This window comes from Candidatus Binatus sp., assembly GCF_030646925.1.
Classification (GTDB): domain Bacteria; phylum Desulfobacterota; class Binatia; order Binatales; family Binataceae; genus Binatus.
The window spans coordinates 69,610-84,061 of record NZ_JAUSKL010000066.1; the positions used below are offsets into that span (position 1 = coordinate 69,610).

The following is a 14,452-nucleotide window of genomic DNA, read 5'->3' on the forward strand; positions in this document are numbered from 1 at the left end:
AATCCTCCCCCTTGGTTGTTCATTGCATCAACTGATTGAGCTGGAAGATCGGCATCAGCACCGCCAGCATCATGAATACGATAACAGCCGCCATCGCGACGGTCATCAAGGGTTCCAGCACGGTGGTCATCTGGCTGAGCGAATGAGAGACCTCGCGCTCATAATTGTCGGCCACGCGCTCGAGCATCCGCTCGAGGTCGCCGGAGCGCTCGCCGACGCGAATCATCTCGATCAGCAGCGGCGGGAAGATCCCGCTGGCCGAGAGCGTCTGCCCCATGCCGCTGCCTTCGCGGATGCTTTCGCGGCTTTTTTCGATCGCGTCCTTGAGCAGCCCGTTGGTGACGACGCCTTTGACCGCGTTGAGCGCGGGCAATAACTGAACGCCGCTGGAGAGCAGCGTCGCGAGCGTGCGGGCGAAGCGCGCGCAGATGACGCGGATCACCGTCGGACCGATATACGGCAAGCGGAGGATCGCGGTGTCGTAAATTCTGCGTCCGCGCGGAGTCGCAAGGCCGGCTATGATCCCCGCCACGATCGCGATGATCAGCAACAGGATGGGCAGGTAGTAAGTGGTGAGTATCGCCGACAGCGATATCAGGATCTTGGTCGCAAGCGGCAGCGCGGCGTGCTGTTGCTCGAAGACGGTCGCCACTTGCGGTACCACGTAAGCCACCAGGAAGCCCATGATTGCGGTGCCGACGCACATCATGATGATCGGGTAGGTCAGCGCGCCGCGAACCTTGGTGACAAATTCAGATTGGCGCTCGCTGTACTCGGCGAGGCGATCGAGCACGGCTTCCAGCGCGGCGGCTTGTTCGCCCGCGCGGACCATCCCGATGTAGAGCTCGGAGAAGGTGTCGCGATGAGCCATCAGCGCGTCGGCCAGCGACGATCCTTCGCGGACGCGCTCCCGCACCTGGGACAGCATCCGCTTGGTCGCGGCGCGAGTCGATTGATCGCTAAGCACCCCGAGCGCATCGACCAGTTGCACGCCCGCGCCGAGCAGCGCGCTCAATTGGCGCGTGAGCAGCGCGAGTTCCGCCCCTGGCATCGGGCGGCGCCACAGCGAGGGGAACCATTCGCGGACCGCGGTCGCGCGTTCGGCGGCGCCGGCTTCCTCGTTCAGCACGGTGGGGAAAATTCCCGAGGCGCGGAGTTTGCCGCGCGCGGTGCGCGCGCTGTCGGCGTCGATTACGCCGCTGACGTTGTGGCCATCGCCGGCCAGTCCGCGGTATGCGAATACGGGCATCGTGAAAATTCGGCGCCAGAGCTAGCCGATGTCTTCCTGCGTGACCCGGAGCAACTCCTGGATCGAAGTCTCGCCGAGCAGCACGCGCGCCGCGCCGTCCTGGCGCAGCAGCTTCATGCCGCGCGCGGTGCAATGGCGCCGCAGCGTGGCCGCGTCGGCGTTTTTCATGACGAGCGCGCGAATCTCGTCGTCCATGATCATCAGTTCCTGGACCGCCATGCGGCCGCGATAGCCGGTGTTGCGGCAATTGCGGCATCCCTTGGGCCGGCTGACTTTGCCGGTCAGCGTTTCCGGCTTGAGCCCGATGCGCGCGAGTTCGTCCGCGCTGGGAATGTAGTGCTCGCGGCAGTCCGGACAGAGTTTGCGGATCAGCCGCTGCGCAAGCACGGCCAGGATCGACGACGACACCAGGAACGGCTCGATACCCATATCGACCAGTCGTGTGACCGCGCCGAACGAGTCGTTGGTGTGGAGCGTCGAAAAGACGAGATGGCCGGTCAAGGCGGCCTGAATCGCGATTTCAGCGGTTTCGCTGTCGCGGATTTCGCCGACCATGATGACGTCGGGATCCTGGCGCAGGATCGATCGCAAGCCGCTGGCGAAGGTGAGATCGATCTTCGGATTCACCTGCATCTGGCCGACGCCGCGGAGCTGATACTCGATCGGATCCTCGATCGTGATGATGTTTTTCTCGGGCGAATTGATGCGGCTAAGACACGCGTAAAGCGTGGTCGATTTGCCGGAACCGGTTGGACCGGTCGCCAGAATGATTCCGTGGCTCTGCCGAATCAGGCGATCGAGGCGGCTGAGATTGTCGCCCGAGAAGCCCAGTTGATCGAGGTTGATGTCAACTGCGGCCTGCGCCCGATCGAGGAGCCGCAGCACGATTCGCTCACCGAACGCGGTGGGGATCGATGACACGCGGATATCGATATCGCGGCCCGCGATGCGCAGCCTGATTCGGCCGTCCTGCGGGAGGCGCTTCTCGGCGATATTGAGACCGCCCATGACTTTCACGCGCGAGGTGATCGCAGGCTGAAAGCGCTTCGGCGGCGACAATACGTCGTAGAGCATCCCGTCCACGCGGAACCTGATGACGAGTTCCTTTTCGAAGACCTCGATATGAATGTCGCTGGCGCGATCCTTCACCGCTTGCGAGAGCACGCCGTTGACCAGCTTGATGATCGGCGCGGAGTCGTCGGACTCGAGGAGGTCGCGCGGCTCCTGCGCGAGTTCATTGGCGACGACGTCGAGCCGTTCTTCCTCGAGATCGATCATCAGGTCTTCGGCGGAGGTGGCCGACGCCTGATCGTAGGCGCGATTGGTGGCGTCGGCGATTACCTCGGCAGGCGCGATCACAGGCTGAATCTGCGCGCTGTACAGCAGGCGCAAATCGTCCAGCGGTTCGTAGTTCGCGGGATCGGCGATCGCGATCGTGACGGTGCCGTTGGCGCTCGAAAGCGGCAGCAGCCGGTTCTTCTTGGCGTAGTTGATCGGAATTTTGCGCACCAGCGCGAGGTCGAGCGCATGCTCGTCGATATGCGCTTGAAACGGCAGGCGATATTCCTGCGCGAGCGCGCGCGCCAGGCGCTGCGGCTCGAGCGCGCCCATCTCGACCAGCACGTCGGCGAGTTCCTGGCCGGGCTTCTTGCGCTGGCGAGCCTTGTCGAGGTCTTGCGGAGAGACCCACGATCGATCCAGCAGAATAGCCTCGAAGCTTTTGCGCGCAGTCGCCATTATGCGATTTTCATCGACTCCGGCGGGCGCCTCGAGGACGATACCGATTCAGTCATAAAGCTACAGAAGTTCCCCAGTTCGAACCAAATCTCCCCAGTCAGGCCACGACTCTCAATTAGACACGATGCTTGAAGCCCCTTGCAAGCACGCAAGCGCGATCGAGTCTCCCGCAGCTCCAGAATCAACCGGATCTAGTAGTGCACGGCTCCCGGCGTCAGCTGCGTGCCGTTGCCGATCGGACCCCCGCCGATTCCCATGCCAAGGCCGGTGTGCTGCTTGGGCGCCATCGTATGCTCGGCCGGCATCCATGAGACGAGTTTGCCATTGACAAACTTCAAATCGAGAAAGGTTCCCGAATCGCCGTCCTTGGCCGAGGTGTAGAGCAACTGCGCGGTCAGGTCATTGCTGTTCGGCTTGTAAGGATAACTCCAGACTTCGGTGTTGCCGGGCAGGTACTGCCGGATATCGGGCTCGCCGAATCTGCGATGCACGTCGGGCGAAGTCTCGCCGGCTTCCAGCGAATTCGACATGTGCGACGCCTTGAGGCGCGTGCCGGTCTGATACGCGAGACCGCATCCGCTCTGGCACAAGGCCAGCAGCGTCAGTGCGAGCATCGCGGGCAGGTAAAATCGATTCATCGGCGCGATTGTGTTGGCCCGATGCGCCGATGTCAACGCGTCCGGCGCACGGAACCAACTTCCACCACAGTATGCTATACAGCTAGCGATGTGTGAGCGAGGAGTCGCGGATGGCGCGTAAGCTGACATTGGTGAAAGGAGCGTCGCAGCGCGGAGCGCTGGTCTATGGCATGCGCCTGTTCGAGCAGACGGGTATCGCGGCCGTCGATGAAGCGCACGTCACGCTTGCCGATGGCAGTAGCGGGCGTGTAACGATGCATCTGATCGAGGGCACGCGGGCGCAAATCCGCCGCCAACTGATGCGCAGTATCGACGCGTTTTTCGAACTGCTCGACGAAAGCTGAAGTTCGCAAATACTAACATCCGCGGGAGTCGATCTGCGGGAGGGAAATGAAGTCATGGATTTGAAGTTCATCAAATATGAGAAGCGCAACCATATCGCGTACATCACGCTGAATCGCCCGGAGCGGATGAACGCGCTCCATCCGCCTTGCCATATCGAGATGGACGGCGTGTGGGACGACTTCATGGCCGACAAGGCAATGTGGGTCGCGATTATCACGGGCGCCGGCGAGAAGGCGTTTTCGGCGGGCAACGATTTGCGCTGGACCGCGGAGAATCGCGGGATCGTGACCGACGCGCTGCGCGGGAAGGGCGGCTTCGCCGGCATCACGGCGCGCTACGATATCACCAAGCCGATCATCGCGGCGGTCAACGGCTTCGCGCTCGGCGGAGGGTTCGAGATCGCGCTCGCATGCGATATTATTATCGCTGCCGAGCACGCGCGCTTCGGATTGCCCGAGCCGCGCGTCGGATTGATGGCGGGGGCTGGCGGAGTGCATCGCTTGCCGCGCCATATCCCGCTCAAAATCGCGATGGGCATGATGCTCACGGGCAAGCATGTCACGGCAGAGGAAGCTCATCGTTGGGGAGTCGTCAACGAAGTCGTTGCGATGAAAGATCTGATTCCGACGGCGGAACGATGGGCCAGCGAGATCATGGAATGCTCGCCGCTGTCGGTGCGGGCGTCGAAGGAAGCGGCGATGAACGGGCTTGGGATGACGACCGAGGCGGCAATCGCGAAGCATTACGATTTGTCTACGAAGCTGTTTCGATCGAAGGACGCGGTCGAAGGACCGTTGGCATTCTCCGAAAAACGCAAGCCGAACTGGACCGGCGAATGATCCAGTAAACGATGCCGGAGTCCGACCAACTGTGGCAGATGATCACTACGCTGGCGCTGCTGGCGGCGAGCGTCGGGTATCCGCCGGTCCAGGCCGGGGCGTTCTGGACGATGGTGGCATTTTACGGCGTGGTTTCGGTGTTGTTCGACGACGAGACGCCGCGCGGGATTCCGGGTATCGAAGAGATCTACGCATTGCGGCCGGAGTTCAGGGAGAACAAAAACTGAGTTTCCGGTTACGCGGAGCACTCGGCGAATTGAGTGATCAGTCGTGCAGCACCGCCGATCGGGTTGTGCTATGATGGTCAGTATAGGTGCAAAATGAGGAATGGCTCACTGATTCCCTCTCCGATTCTCGAAACGCTCCAGGAATCCGAAGGAACGCTGAACAGCGTGCTTTCCGAACTGGCCGAAGACAAGATCAAGGCAGATCCGAAGATTTCGCAGCGGAAACTGGCTGAGTATCTGGCCGATCAGATGGGCTATCGCGGCGCGAAAAACGTCGAGGCGTTGCTCGCAGCGCGCGAGCGCAGCGCCAAATCGAGCCGCGCGGTCGGTCTGACCAAGTAGGCTTTCTTGCAATGTGCTGGCCTCCGCCCGCACAGGACTCGCCATTGCTCCGCGGAGCGAACAATCTCGCGGAGCGAGGGATCCCATTGATGGTATTCCTCGCTCCGCGCATGATTTTTCGCGGATGAGTGATCTCGCCACTGCTTCATCACCAAGGCGAAGCCTGCCGTCCTATGCCACTCGGGTGACGGAACGAGAGGTAAAAGAAGCCGGGATCTTTCGACTCCGGCAGCCTCCGCTCAAGATGACGGATGAGGACCGGCGAGGCCTCCCCTCAAGATGACGGATTGGGCATTCGGTTCACGATGACGGGGGACCAGACCCGCTGTCGGTGTGTGAGCCCGTTTGTAGCTGAACGATTCGGCTTTTGACGTATGTGCCGGGGCGCTAGTCTTCGAGCAGTTTCTTGATCGTCTTCAGATCCTCGCGCACCTCGTTCAGCACGCGCCGCGCCGATCCGTCGAGCGCCGGAGCCTGATGCGCCGACGACGATTGCTGCGAGGCCTTCTGCGCCGCCGCGAGCATCTTCGATTTGCCGGCGAGCAACTCGTCGAGGCCGGCTTCCCTGATGTGCTTGTTGGCGCCCGCGATCGTGAACCCTTCGTCGTGCAGCAATCGCTTGATCAGGCGCAGCACTTGGAGGTCCCTCTCCTGGTAGAAGCGATGCTTGGTGCGGGTGTGCTTAGGCTTCAGAAACTGAAACTGAGTTTCCCAGAAGCGCAGCACGAAGGTCTCGACCCCGAGAATCTTGGCCGCTTCGCCGATCTTCAAACCGCGCTCGGGAGTTGCCGCGTTCGAGCCTGACGCAGGCGGCTGCGGGTTACGCCTCCGAACAGATGGATGGCGTGTTTTTCCAGTCATGATTTATTTTTCGTACCGTTGTTAACCCGGTCCTTCAAAACCTGGCTCGGCTTGAAGGTCAATACGCGGCGCGAAACGATCGTAATCGGCTGGCCGGTCTGCGGATTGCGACCCTTGCGCGCATGCTTTTGATTTACCACAAAGGTGCCGAAGCCGGAGACCTTGACTTTTTGGCCCTGGCGCAGCGAATCCCGGATAATCGCGAACACCGCATCGACGACTTCGCAGGCTTCCTTCTTCGAGGAACCTACACGCTCGTAGATCAGATCCACGAGATCTGCCTTGGTCATGCCCTGCGGCGTATGTTTCCCCACCCGCGTCAGGCACGCTCTACTGCCTCAACTCCGCCCCCAATCGCGCCTGCGCCTGCTCCACCAGCAGCGCATGAACGCGGTTGACCTCCTCATCTGTCAGCGTGCGATCCTTCGCCCGATATCGGCAAGCCAGCGCTATGCTCTTCCGTCCCGCCGCCACTGCGGTCCCCTCGTACACGTCGAAGACCTCGACGCTTTCCAGCAGTGACGAGCCGCACTCCCGAATGGTCCTGACTATCACATCCGCCGGGAAATTTCGATCCAGAACCAGCGCCAGATCGCGCCGTATCGCAGGAAATCTCGGTGGCGCCTCAATCGTTTTGCGCGGCCAGAAACCATAAGAAATGAGTTGCGCTAAGTCAAGTTCGAACAGCGCGCATGGGTCGTTCAAGTCGAGCCGCATCGCTTCCGCGGGATGCAATTCGCCGATTAGGCCGACCGCTTCGCCGTCGAGCATAACGATCGCTCCGCGTCCCGGATGAAGAAACGGCGCCTCGCCATCTGCGACCGGCCGGAATGCGACCCGCGACGCGATTCCAATCGCGTCGAGATAAGTTTCGAGCACGCCCTTCATCGAAAAGAAGCCCGCCTTCACTCCATGCTCGCCGATTGCCGCCAGCGCGTAGGTTCCGTAACTGATCGCGGCAAGCCGATTCTGCTCGAGCGGCAGATCGCCTTCCATCGCGAACGTCTTGCCGATTTCGAATGCGTGAAAACTGTTGGCCTCGCGATTCAGATTGAAACGTAGCGCGGTGACCAGACCGGCGGCGAGGCTGAGTCGCAGTTCGCTCAGTTCAGCCGAGAGCGGATTCGTCACCTTCACCGGCGCCGCGCTCGATTGCGCGCCGGGAAAACGCTGATTCTCGACCGGCGCGGTGAACGCGAGCGTCGTCGCCTCGGTGAGGCCGCAGCCGAGCATCACCTCGCGCGTGCCCTTGATAAACTCGCGCTCGGGATTGACGTTGGCGAGCTTCGCGATCCGCGCGGGCATCGCCGCCGGGATGTCCTCGAGGCCGCTGAGACGCGCGACTTCCTCGACCAGGTCGGCCTGTTCGTTCAGGTCGGAACGAAACGACGGCGGAATCACCGCGAGCGTCGATTTGCTGCGCGTCGTAACTTGCGCGCCGAGCGATTTGAGCCGGCTCTTCGCAGTCGCGGCCGGAGTCGCGACCCCCAGCAATGCTTCCATCGCGTTGAGATCGAGGATGATTTCGCGCGGCTCGGCTTTGCGCGGTTCGAAATCCGCGATGATCGAAGATTCGCGGCCGCCTGCGATTCTGCGAATCAGCTCGGCGACTCGAATCAGCGCGGCGACCTGCCCGGCGCGATCGATTCCGCGCTCGAAACGATAACTGGCTTCGCTGCGGAGTCCGAGGCGCCGCGCAGTCCGCGCGATCGTCATCGGCTCGAAGTACGCGCTCTCGAGCAGGATGGTCTCGGTCGCTTCGCCGACCTCGGAATTGAGGCCGCCCATCACGCCCGCGATCGCGAGCGGCTTCTCTGAATCGGCGATCAGCAAATCATCCGATTCGAGCGTGCGCGCGACGTTGTCCAGCGTCGTGAACGCGCGCGTAGCGCCCGCGCGTCGCACGACGATCCGGCCATCGGCGATTTTCGTCCAGTCGAAAGCGTGCAACGGCTGCCCAAGTTCGAGCATCACGTAATTGGTCGCATCGACGACGTTGTTGAGCGCGCGCATCCCACTGAGTTCGAGGCGGCGCCGCAGCCACGCGGGCGAGGGTCCGAGCTTGATATTTGACATCGCGAGCGCGGCGTAGCGCGGGCATAAATCGATCGCGTCGATCGTCACGGAAATCTGCGCGGCGTCGGGGGATGCGGGCGAATGCGTCGCGCGCAACTTCGGTGCGCGGAGCTTGACGCCGAACAGCGCCGACACTTCGCGCGCGAGTCCGAGGATCGAAAGACAATCGCCGCGATTCGGCGTGATCTCGACGTCCAGGATCGTGTCGTCCAGATGCAGATAGTTCGAGACGTCCGCGCCGATCGGAGCGTCGGCGCTGAGCGCGAGGATGCCGGCGTGATCCTGCGAGAGCCCGAGCTCACGCTCCGAACAGAGCATCCCTTCCGATTGCACGCCGCGAATCGTCGCCGCTTCCAGCGGCGGTTCCTTGCCAAGCCTCGCGCCGACCAGCGCGAGTGGGGCTACCATTCCGGCCTTCACATTGGGCGCGCCGCACACGACCTTGAATTTGCCTTTCTCGCCCGCGTCGACCTCGCAAAGATTCAAACGATCCGCGTTCGGATGCTTTTCGACGTGCAGCACCTTGGCCGCGAACACGCCGGCGAATCCGGGCGCGAGCCGCTCGATATTTTCGACCACCAGGCCCGCGAAACTTAAGCGCCGCGCGATTTCGTCCGCGCTCGCATCGAGGTTCACGAAATCCTTGAGCCAACTGAGCGGAAGCTTCATCGCGCGCCTCCACTCAAAGCCGGGAACTGCGCGAGGAATCTGAGATCGTTTTCAAAGAACAGCCGCATGTCATCGACGCCGAGCTTCAGCAATCCGGTGCGCTCGACGCCCATTCCAAAAGCGAAGCCCTGGTACTCGGCGGCGTCGTAGCCGACCGCGCGCAGCACGTTGGGATGAATCATTCCGCAGCCGAGCACTTCGGTCCATCCGGAATGCTTGCAGACGGGGCATCCAGCGCCGTCGCAGAGCAGGCAGTGGATGTCGAGTTCGGCGCTCGGTTCCGTGAACGGAAAATAGCTCGCGCGGAAGCGCACTGCGGCCGCGCCGAAAAACGCCTGCGCGAACTCGGTGAGCACGCCCTTCAGATGCGCCATCGTGACGCGCCCGATTTTATCGACCATGAAACCTTCGATCTGCGTGAACATCGGGGCCGCGCGCACGCTCAGATCGTCGCGCCGATAGCATTTGCCGGGACATACGATCGCAAGCGGCGGCCGGCGCTTTTCCATCACGCGAATCTGGCCGTTCGAGGTATGCGTGCGGAGCAGCATCCCGCCCTCGACGTAAAACGTATCTTGCATGTCGCGCGCCGGATGATGCTCCTTGAAGTTCAGCGCCTCGAAATTGTGGAAGTCGTCTTCGATATCCTGCGTCATCTCGACTTCGAAGCCGAGCGATTCGAAAATCTTAAGCATCTTCTCGAGGATGTCGGTCACCGGATGGATTCGCCCGCGCGCGATCCGCATGCCCGGCAGCGTCACGTCGTAGCGCTTTTCGTTGAGCGATTTCTCGAGCGTCGCCGCTTTCAGTTTCTCGCCGAGCGCCTCGACCCGCGCCTCGACTTCGCGCTTGATCTGATTGACGAGCTGCCCGATTGCGGGGCGCTCCTCGTTCGGCACCTCGCGCATCCGGCGCATGATTTCGGTGAGCTCGCCCGAGCGACCGAGCACGCGCACCCGGACCGCATCGACTTCCGCCTCGCCGGCGTCGTCGCCGAGTTCGGACATCGCGCGCCGCCTGATTTCCTCGAGTTGTTCCTTCATCGTAGTTCCCGCATCGTAGTTCCCGCATCAAAGTTCGTCGGTCCGAATTTTCTGCCACGGCTCTCTCGCGATCCGTTGCGCACAAAACAAAACACCATGTGGTGTTTACCACATGGTGTTTGGTGCGCAGTGCTTGAGCGGCGCGGCTCTATGCTGCTGCAGAGCCGAGCGCGCTTTTCGCGGCGCGCACCAGCTCGGTAAACAATCCGTCGCGCTCGATTGCGAGCGCCGCGAGCATCTTGCGATCGACATCGACGCCGGCCTTTTTGAGTCCGTCGATCAGCGCGCTGTACGAGATTCCGTTCTCCCGCGCGAGCGCGTTGATTCGCGCGATCCACAAGGCGCGGAACTCGCGCTTCTTCTGCTTGCGATCGCGATACGCGTAGGTGAGGCCCTTTTCGAGCGTCGAGCGGGCCTGCTTGTAAAGTTTGCGCCCGCCGACGAAGCCGGAGGCGAGTTTCAATTGTCGTTTGTGACGGCGGCGGCCTTGGGGTCCGCCTTTGACGCGAGGCATCGGAGTTTAGTCCTTCCTTGATTTTTGCCTTGATTGTATGTGCAAATCAGTGGCGATTGAGATCGTTCAGGCGTACGGCATCATCGCGCGAACTTTGGCGGCGTCGGCCTTGCCGAGAATCCCGGTCTTGCGGAGCCGCGCCTTCTGCTTCGGATCTTTGCTCGTAAACATATGCCGCGCGTACGCGTGCTTGAACTTGACCTTGCCCGACTTGCTGACGGTGAAGCGCTTGGCCGCGGTGCGGCTGGTTCTGATTTTCGGCATCGTCCCGCTAACTTCTCAACTCAAAAATTCTTGCGTTATCGCGGCGTCAACAGCACCGACATGCTACGCCCTTCCATTCGCGGCGTCCCTTCGGCCTGCGCGATATCCGTTACTTGCCCGATTATTCGCTCGATCAGCGCCCGTCCGAGTTCCGGATGAGTAATAGCACGGCCGCGGAACGAAACCGAAAGCTTAACACGATGCCCCTCCTCAACAAAACGCTTGATATGCTTCACTTTGAAGTCCACGTCGTGCTGCCCGGTCGCCGACCCCATCTTGACCTCTTTGATCATGGTGACGGTGTGCTTCTTCGAGTCGTGCGTTTTCTTCTTCTGCGCGTATCGATATTTGTCGAAATCCGTGACCCTGCAAACCGGCGGCACCGCCGTTGCCGATACTTCGACCAGATCGAGGCCGCGGCCTTCCGCAACTTTGATCGCGTCGCGCAACGGCAGGATTCCGACCTGGGTGCCGTCGGCATCGATTACGCGGACTTCTTGAGCGCGGATTTGGTTGTTCACGCGAATCGCGGGCTCTCGTGAGGGCGGGGTTCTGAAATCTCTTCGGATAAAGCACCTCCTCCGGCAAACGGCCGGATGATCCTTACTAAGCCGGAATCGGCTCCTTCTTCAATAGTTCGAGCAGATTTGCAAGCGGCATCGCGTTGCTCTTTTCGCCGCGCAACAACCGTAGCGATACCGATCGCTCGGCCGCTTCGCGCTCGCCGACGACGATCATGTACGGCACCTTGGCGATTTCGGCCTCGCGCACTTTGAATCCCAATTTTTCGTTGCGGATATCGGGATGCGCCCGGTATCCGTCGCGCTTCAGCAACTCGGCGATCTCTTTGGCGTAGTCCTCGACCTTTTCGCTGAGCGACAGCACGCGCACCTGCTCCGGCGCGAGCCAGAACGGCAGCACGCCGCCGGTATGCTCGATCAGCACGCCGATAAAGCGCTCGAGCGAACCGAGGATCGCGCGATGAATCATCACGGGACGCTCGGCGGCGCCACTGCTATTGATGTACGTCAGATCGAAGCGCTCGGGATTATTATAATCGAGCTGAATCGTCGCCACCTGCCATCGGCGCTTGAGCGCATCGGAAACGTAAATCTCGATCTTGGGCCCGTAAAACGCGCCCTCCTTGGGATTTATCTCGTATGCGATCTCGTTGCGGCTCATCGCGTTGCCGAGCTTGGCCTCGGTCATGCGCCACTGCTCTTCGGTGCCGAGATGCTGCTCGGGCATCGTCGCGAGCTTGAACTCGACGCGCTCGAAACCGAGGGCGCCGTACACGTCGCGCACCATCTGGAAATTGAGCGCGACCTCGTCTTCGATTTGATCTTCGCGGCAGAAAATATGCGCGTCGTCCTGCGAGAGCGATCGCACCCGCATCATGCCGTGCAGCGTGCCCGATCGCTCCGCGCGATGGAGCCGCGAGAACTCCGCAATCCGGAGCGGCAAATCGCGATACGAGCGCTTGTCGGCGCGATAAATAAAAGTATGCCCCGGGCAGTTCATCGGCTTCAGCGCGTACCCGTGATGCCATCCGTCGGGACCGGTATCGACGCTGGTCATCTCGCCCTCGGGGTCCGGCGAGATAAACATGTGCTCGCGGAAATTTTCCCAGTGCCCCGACGTATGCCACAGCTCGTTCTTGAACACTTGCGGCGTGACGACTTCGTCGAAGCCGTACCGATGATACAGCCGGCGAATGTAGTCGGTCAGTTCATTCAGGATGATCGTGCCCTTCGGCAGATAAAACGGCGAGCCCGGCGAAATCGGATCGAACAGGTAGAGCCCCATCTCGCGGCCGAGTTTCCGATGGTCGCGCTGGCGCGCAAGTTCGATCAGCCGCAGATGCTCGTCGAGCGCTTCCTTGGTCGCGAACGCGGTGCCGTAGATGCGCGAGAGCATCGCGTTATGCTCGTCGCCGCGCCAGTACGCGCCCGCGACGCTGGTCAGCTTGAATATCTTCAAATAGCGCGTCGAGGGGACGTGCGGCCCGCGGCAAAGATCCATCCAGTCGCCTTCGCGATAGATCGATACCGTGTCGTCGGGAATCCCCTGGATGATCTCGACCTTGTAGCTCTCGCCCATCGCGGTGAACTGGCGGATCGCATCTTCGCGCGCGATCTCGATTCGCTCGACCTTGAGATCGGCCTTAACTAGTTCGCGCATCTTCGCTTCGATCTTCGGCAGGTCCTCGACCGTGAACGGAGTCTTGGGCGCGAAATCGTAAAAAAAGCCGTCCTCGATCACCGGGCCAATCGTGACCTGGGTGCCGGGAAAAAGTTGTTGCACCGCCATCGCCATCAGGTGGGCCGTCGAGTGGCGAATCACGTCGAGCCCGTCGGGACTGTCCACCAGGATCGGCTCGACGACCGTGTCCTGCTCGATTTTGCGGGTGAGATCGACGACCTTGCCGTTGACGCGCGCGGCGACCAGGTCGCGTCCCGGGATATGCTTCAGCACGTCGCGCACGCTCGAGCCATGCGGCACGGCGCGGGATTCGCCGCTCACGGTGACGGTGACTTCGGAACTCATCAAGAGAAGATTGTAATCATTGCGGCGCGCGAAGCGAATTCAAACGCATCGGAGATCGCGAGGAGGCGCGAGCGGATTTCGTTGAGGAGCAAAAACGGCGGCACGACGCGCGAACCGATCGCCGGCCGAATCAAACTTTTGAGCGCTACTGGTAGGCACGGGCGGGATTGAACCGCCGACCTCTTCCGTGTCAAGGAAGCGCTCTCCCACTGAGCTACGTGCCTTCACGCGCGAGGTATTGAATTGGGTGTGTGCAAAGTTCGCAAGCAATTCCGCACGCTAACTCATCTGTCGCATCCGAGCAACCAACCCGCGCCGCCGGGCACTGGCTGAATTAAGCCACTCGATGCGGGAAATTAAGACACCGATTATTCGCGCGCGGGCGCGGGCGGCATCGGCTCCAACTTTTTCGCGCGTTCACGTTGCTGACTCCAGCGCAGATAAATTGTCGTCGCCGCGAACGAAGCCAGATCGGCTAACAAGACTGTGAATCCGGCTATGCTTTTGTCTAGAGCCAATAATCCTAGACCTCCGATCAACGCAATCGAGCACAGAATAAAACCATATCGCATACCCGCCTTTTGACTTGCGACATTAGAATCGATGACCGTTTTTTCAAGATATTGGCGATGATGCGCCTGAGCCTCGGCCATGGCGACAATTCGCTCAGCGCAGCCAGGGAATATTTCGTTGTACCGTCTTAGAACTTCGGGCGAGGGCAGGGGGGGCCGGAGAAAAAATCGAGTTGTGCACGGAAGCCTATGGCTGCGGTTTTGGGTGCCGCGACCGGAGTAGGCTGAACCTCATCAGGGTCAGCCACGATTGCTACGCGACCTTGCTATCAAACAAGTTGCGCTGCCTCATTTCTCTATCGGTATCATAGGCCCAAAACGCATCGCGAAGGTCTTGTCCTGTAATTCGCCAATCAGAATATGTGGCGCGCGCGTCGGCCTCCTCTGGAGTCCGGCTCACGTTGTAAAAATCCAATTGGCAAAATAGATCGAAGAGGCGAGCAATTCCTGATAGGAAGCTCGGAGAGGCAAAAAGAAACCCCGTCTGCACGTCTTTGGTTTCTCCCATACCCTAATTTATAAGGCGTCG

17 protein-coding genes and 1 tRNA gene are annotated in these 14,452 nt (G+C 60.9%); 4 read left to right on the forward strand and 14 right to left on the reverse strand.

What is annotated here, in order from left to right:
• Window positions 1-19: 19 nt before the first annotated feature.
• The 3 genes from gspF to Q7S58_RS11255 all read right to left on the reverse strand — a co-directional run bounded on the left by gspF (window position 20) and on the right by Q7S58_RS11255 (window position 3,624).
• Complete coding sequence (gene gspF / locus Q7S58_RS11245; RefSeq protein WP_304825124.1) at window positions 20-1,249, reverse strand: type II secretion system inner membrane protein GspF; 1,230 nt, start codon at window positions 1,247-1,249, stop codon at window positions 20-22.
• Between the two features lie 21 nt (window positions 1,250-1,270).
• Window positions 1,271-2,986, reverse strand: coding sequence for a type II secretion system ATPase GspE (gene gspE / locus Q7S58_RS11250; RefSeq protein ID WP_304825127.1), 1,716 nt, complete (start codon window positions 2,984-2,986; stop codon window positions 1,271-1,273).
• 191 nt (window positions 2,987-3,177) lie between these two features.
• Complete coding sequence (locus Q7S58_RS11255; RefSeq protein WP_304825129.1) at window positions 3,178-3,624, reverse strand: hypothetical protein; 447 nt, start codon at window positions 3,622-3,624, stop codon at window positions 3,178-3,180.
• Window positions 3,625-3,734: 110 nt separating this feature from the next.
• Here Q7S58_RS11255 and Q7S58_RS11260 point away from each other — a divergent pair, with 110 nt between their 5' ends.
• The 4 genes from Q7S58_RS11260 (at window position 3,735) to Q7S58_RS11275 (ending at window position 5,377) form a co-directional block, all read left to right on the forward strand.
• Window positions 3,735-3,968, forward strand: coding sequence for a hypothetical protein (locus Q7S58_RS11260; RefSeq protein ID WP_304825131.1), 234 nt, complete (start codon window positions 3,735-3,737; stop codon window positions 3,966-3,968).
• Between the two features lie 54 nt (window positions 3,969-4,022).
• The gene (locus Q7S58_RS11265; protein ID WP_304825134.1) at window positions 4,023-4,808 is read left to right on the forward strand and encodes an enoyl-CoA hydratase-related protein; all 786 of its coding nucleotides are present in this window, start codon (window positions 4,023-4,025) and stop codon (window positions 4,806-4,808) included.
• A gap of 11 nt (window positions 4,809-4,819) precedes the next feature.
• Window positions 4,820-5,035 carry a hypothetical protein gene (locus tag Q7S58_RS11270; protein WP_304825136.1) on the forward strand — a complete coding sequence of 72 codons (216 nt, stop codon included), beginning with the start codon at window positions 4,820-4,822 and terminating at the stop codon, window positions 5,033-5,035.
• A gap of 93 nt (window positions 5,036-5,128) precedes the next feature.
• On the forward strand, window positions 5,129-5,377 hold the full coding sequence (locus Q7S58_RS11275) for a hypothetical protein (protein ID WP_304825138.1): 249 nt from the start codon (window positions 5,129-5,131) through the stop codon (window positions 5,375-5,377).
• Window positions 5,378-5,764: 387 nt separating this feature from the next.
• On the opposite strand, the gene Q7S58_RS11280 is transcribed toward Q7S58_RS11275, so the two are convergent.
• From Q7S58_RS11280 to Q7S58_RS11330, 11 genes are all read right to left on the reverse strand, one after another.
• Window positions 5,765-6,148, reverse strand: coding sequence for a MerR family transcriptional regulator (locus tag Q7S58_RS11280; protein ID WP_304825140.1), 384 nt, complete (start codon window positions 6,146-6,148; stop codon window positions 5,765-5,767).
• 86 nt (window positions 6,149-6,234) lie between these two features.
• Window positions 6,235-6,528 carry an integration host factor subunit alpha gene (locus tag Q7S58_RS11285; protein ID WP_304825143.1) on the reverse strand — a complete coding sequence of 98 codons (294 nt, stop codon included), beginning with the start codon at window positions 6,526-6,528 and terminating at the stop codon, window positions 6,235-6,237.
• Between the two features lie 40 nt (window positions 6,529-6,568).
• Window positions 6,569-8,983 (reverse strand): phenylalanine--tRNA ligase subunit beta, encoded by a 2,415-nt coding sequence (gene pheT, locus Q7S58_RS11290; protein WP_304825145.1) that lies wholly within the window; start codon window positions 8,981-8,983, stop codon window positions 6,569-6,571.
• Window positions 8,980-10,026: a phenylalanine--tRNA ligase subunit alpha gene (locus Q7S58_RS11295; protein WP_304825147.1), complete on the reverse strand. Its 1,047-nt coding sequence runs from the start codon at window positions 10,024-10,026 to the stop codon at window positions 8,980-8,982. The genes pheT and Q7S58_RS11295 overlap by 4 nt, the downstream gene beginning before the upstream one ends.
• 148 nt (window positions 10,027-10,174) lie before the next feature.
• Window positions 10,175-10,540, reverse strand: a complete 366-nt coding sequence (rplT, locus tag Q7S58_RS11300; RefSeq protein WP_304825149.1) for a 50S ribosomal protein L20 — start codon at window positions 10,538-10,540, stop codon at window positions 10,175-10,177.
• A 66-nt stretch (window positions 10,541-10,606) separates the two neighbouring features.
• Window positions 10,607-10,804 (reverse strand): 50S ribosomal protein L35, encoded by a 198-nt coding sequence (gene rpmI, locus Q7S58_RS11305; RefSeq protein WP_304825152.1) that lies wholly within the window; start codon window positions 10,802-10,804, stop codon window positions 10,607-10,609.
• A gap of 35 nt (window positions 10,805-10,839) precedes the next feature.
• Entirely contained in the window at window positions 10,840-11,325 is a 486-nt protein-coding gene (gene infC / locus Q7S58_RS11310; protein WP_304825155.1) for a translation initiation factor IF-3, read from the reverse strand.
• A gap of 85 nt (window positions 11,326-11,410) precedes the next feature.
• Window positions 11,411-13,351, reverse strand: a complete 1,941-nt coding sequence (gene thrS, locus Q7S58_RS11315; protein ID WP_304825158.1) for a threonine--tRNA ligase — start codon at window positions 13,349-13,351, stop codon at window positions 11,411-11,413.
• A gap of 149 nt (window positions 13,352-13,500) precedes the next feature.
• Window positions 13,501-13,575, reverse strand: a tRNA-Val gene (locus tag Q7S58_RS11320).
• A 144-nt stretch (window positions 13,576-13,719) separates the two neighbouring features.
• Window positions 13,720-14,073, reverse strand: coding sequence for a DUF2335 domain-containing protein (locus Q7S58_RS11325; protein WP_304825271.1), 354 nt, complete (start codon window positions 14,071-14,073; stop codon window positions 13,720-13,722).
• A 103-nt stretch (window positions 14,074-14,176) separates the two neighbouring features.
• The gene (locus Q7S58_RS11330; protein WP_304825160.1) at window positions 14,177-14,431 is read right to left on the reverse strand and encodes a hypothetical protein; all 255 of its coding nucleotides are present in this window, start codon (window positions 14,429-14,431) and stop codon (window positions 14,177-14,179) included.
• Window positions 14,432-14,452 lie beyond the last annotated feature (21 nt).

Excerpts from the sequence above, each read along its gene's own strand:
- Q7S58_RS11255 (WP_304825129.1), bottom strand. The coding sequence starts at position 3,624 with ATGAATCGATTTTACCTGCCCGCGATGCTCGCACTGACGCTGCTGGCC.
- thrS (WP_304825158.1), bottom strand. The coding sequence starts at position 13,351 with ATGAGTTCCGAAGTCACCGTCACCGTGAGCGGCGAATCCCGCGCCGTG.
- Q7S58_RS11260 (WP_304825131.1), top strand. The coding sequence starts at position 3,735 with ATGGCGCGTAAGCTGACATTGGTGAAAGGAGCGTCGCAGCGCGGAGCG.
- Q7S58_RS11330 (WP_304825160.1), bottom strand. The coding sequence starts at position 14,431 with ATGGGAGAAACCAAAGACGTGCAGACGGGGTTTCTTTTTGCCTCTCCG.
- rpmI (WP_304825152.1), bottom strand. The coding sequence starts at position 10,804 with ATGCCGAAAATCAGAACCAGCCGCACCGCGGCCAAGCGCTTCACCGTC.
- Q7S58_RS11265 (WP_304825134.1), top strand. The coding sequence starts at position 4,023 with ATGGATTTGAAGTTCATCAAATATGAGAAGCGCAACCATATCGCGTAC.
- Q7S58_RS11295 (WP_304825147.1), bottom strand. The coding sequence starts at position 10,026 with ATGAAGGAACAACTCGAGGAAATCAGGCGGCGCGCGATGTCCGAACTC.
- Q7S58_RS11270 (WP_304825136.1), top strand. The coding sequence starts at position 4,820 with ATGCCGGAGTCCGACCAACTGTGGCAGATGATCACTACGCTGGCGCTG.
- gspF (WP_304825124.1), bottom strand. The coding sequence starts at position 1,249 with ATGCCCGTATTCGCATACCGCGGACTGGCCGGCGATGGCCACAACGTC.
- pheT (WP_304825145.1), bottom strand. The coding sequence starts at position 8,983 with ATGAAGCTTCCGCTCAGTTGGCTCAAGGATTTCGTGAACCTCGATGCG.
- rplT (WP_304825149.1), bottom strand. The coding sequence starts at position 10,540 with ATGCCTCGCGTCAAAGGCGGACCCCAAGGCCGCCGCCGTCACAAACGA.
- gspE (WP_304825127.1), bottom strand. The coding sequence starts at position 2,986 with ATGGCGACTGCGCGCAAAAGCTTCGAGGCTATTCTGCTGGATCGATCG.
- Q7S58_RS11275 (WP_304825138.1), top strand. The coding sequence starts at position 5,129 with ATGAGGAATGGCTCACTGATTCCCTCTCCGATTCTCGAAACGCTCCAG.
- Q7S58_RS11285 (WP_304825143.1), bottom strand. The coding sequence starts at position 6,528 with ATGACCAAGGCAGATCTCGTGGATCTGATCTACGAGCGTGTAGGTTCC.